Source organism: Methanospirillum sp., from assembly GCF_028679455.1.
Taxonomy (GTDB): domain Archaea; phylum Halobacteriota; class Methanomicrobia; order Methanomicrobiales; family Methanospirillaceae; genus Methanospirillum.
Genome location: NZ_JAJRBM010000364.1, coordinates 1 through 2,664 on the forward strand (window position 1 = coordinate 1; position 2,664 = coordinate 2,664).

The window sequence follows — 2,664 nt, forward strand, 5'->3', positions numbered from 1 at the left end:
AGAGGACACTCACGACTCCTGCAAGTACACAGGTGATGAGTTCTTCCGGTGATATCGGAGCAAACCTGAAGAGATTCTGAAGCGAAGGGATGATGAGGATCAAAGCGAGACCAATGAGTGTTCCGGCAAATACCCACCCCATCGCCTTGTTTGGAGTCTGGATTGTCTGAACCATAGTCTCTGACCATGAACGGTTTGTCAGGATCAAAAGCAGATTTGCGATTACTATCGTCGTAAAGGTGAGCGTTCTCACTTCTGCTTCATTAAGACCCCTGCTTATCGCAGAGAGGTACACCAGGAAGACAACTGTAAGTACCACGAACCCCTGAAGGAGACTCAGGAAGAGTGTCTTTCTGGTAAAGAGCCGTTCATCTTTCTGACGAGGGGGTCGATTCATGACATTTGATTCTTCTTTTTCAGACTCGAACACTATTGAACAGGCTGGATCGATGATCAATTCAAGAAAGACGATATGAACGGGCATAAGAATGAGAGGCAGATTAAAAATCACAGGTATGAGTGACATTCCGGCAATCGGGACATGGATGGAGAAGATATATGCCATCGCTTTCTTCAGATTATCATAGATTCTTCTCCCTAACCTGACTGCAGAGACTATCGAGGTGAAGTTGTCGTCAAGCAGAACAAGTGACGAAGCTTCTCTGGCGACATCGGTTCCCCTGCCTCCCATCGCAATACCGATGTCAGCAGACTTTAATGCAGGAGCGTCGTTTACCCCGTCCCCGGTCATAGCAACAACCTCATGATTGGCTTTAAGGGTGTTGACGATCCGAAGTTTCTGCTCAGGTATGGCCCGTGCAAACAGGGTGGCAGTCCTGATTTTGTCTTTCAATTCTGGTTCCGGTATCTGTTCAAGTTCTGACCCGGTGATACATTCATCTGCATGATGAAGACCTATCTGCTGTGCAATGTTCCGGGCAGTCAGTGAATAGTCACCGGTGATCATGATAACCCGTATCCCGGCTGAATGGCACTCGGTTACGGCCTCGGGAATTCCAGGCCGGATCGGGTCTGCGAATCCGATCAGTCCCAGGAATTCAAACTCAAAATCATGCTGCACGTCAGGGAGTTCAGGAAGAATAAACGAAGCTTTCGCCACCCCAAGGATACGAAGTCCTTTCGCTGCAAGTGTGTTGATCTTCCCGGCCAGCATTTCCCGGTCAGGTTCAGGAAGATGACAGAGGTCAGTTATTGCCTCGGGTGCTCCTTTTGACGCAATGATGAACTCATTTCCATCAGGAGATCGCCAGACGTTTGACATTGCCAGGAGTTCGGCTGAGAGGGGATATTCTACAATCAGGTCCCAGCCGGTGTGGATATGTTCAGTTTTCCCAAAATCGCCATCCGACAGGTGGAAGAGTGCCTTTTCCATCGGATCGAAGGGATCTTTTTTGCAGGCAAGGATGGCGTACTCAGACAATTCATGGCAGATATCGGGAACTGAATTTGCACCGGTTGGATCATGGTCACAGATCACCCCACCGGCAAAAAAGGTCTGAACCGTCATTTTATTCAGGGTGAGGGTACCGGTTTTGTCTACACAGAGCACCGTGGCAGAACCAAGGGTTTCAATTGCCGGAACATGGCGTGTCAATACCTGTTTTTGTGATATCCTCCATGCACCAAGAGCGAGAAATATGGTAAGGACAACTGGGAACTCTTCAGGGAGGATAGCCATGGCAAGCGTGATCCCGGCAAGAAGTCCTGAGATCCAGTCTCCCTGCGTAAATCCATACACTACCACGATGATCAGGCAGAGGAGCAGCCCGACAGTTGCGATGGTCCTGACCATCCAGGAGATCTCTTTTTTCAGCCTGGTGTCATCCCGTTCCACAGTCTGCAAAACGGTGCCGATCTTTCCCATCTCGGTCCGTGGACCGGTTGATCTGACCTCCGCAAGGCCCTGCCCCTGGACAACCATGGTCCCGGAGTAGATGAAAGGCTGGTCATCTCCTCCCGGGTGTTGATCCGGTAATCCTTCAGCCCAGGGGATTTTCCTCACCGGAACCGACTCTCCGGTCAGGAGGGATTCATCAACTGAAATGTGGTTTGATGAGAGGAGAATGCCATCTGCAGACACCCGGTCCCCTTCTGAAAGGATGAGAATATCACCGGTTACCACTTCCCTGCCTGCGATTCGCTTCTGTTCTCCGTCTCTGATAACCAGAGCCCGGGGACTGGAAAGGTTTCGTAAAGCTTCCAGGGCCTTTTCAGTCTTCTGTTCCTGGTACACCGTGATCCCGATAATGACGAATACGAAACTCATCAGCATGATACCTTCGGTGACATCGCCAAGGAAGAAGTATATCAGCCCGCTTGTTACCAGGAGGATGAACATCGGCTCTTTGACTACCTCCAGGATGATCCCGGGTATGCCATGTTTTTGTGCTTCCGGGAGTTCATTGTACCCTTCGGTTCTGATCTTCTCAGCTGCCTGCTCGCTGGAAAGACCTTTTACCTCATCAATTTCGAGGATAGTCATGATTGATACCGTTTTCTCAATATTTGATTCGCCAGTTGCCTTTGTCCATACCATCCCTTTGTAAATACCCTGATTGGAGAGGTCTGGGATAATACGACCTATTTTCCGGTAAGTTAAATTATAATTATGAACTGATAAGGAGTTCGATAGAATTGAGATGC

The 2,664-nt window shown here is 49.3% G+C and carries 1 protein-coding gene; it reads right to left on the bottom strand.

Features of this window, described 5'->3' with window-relative positions; genetic code table 11:
• Window positions 1-2,503: cation-translocating P-type ATPase (locus tag LUQ50_RS12365; RefSeq protein WP_300040145.1), on the bottom strand; the 2,503-nt coding region annotated here is incomplete at its 3' end.
• Window positions 2,504-2,664 lie beyond the last annotated feature (161 nt).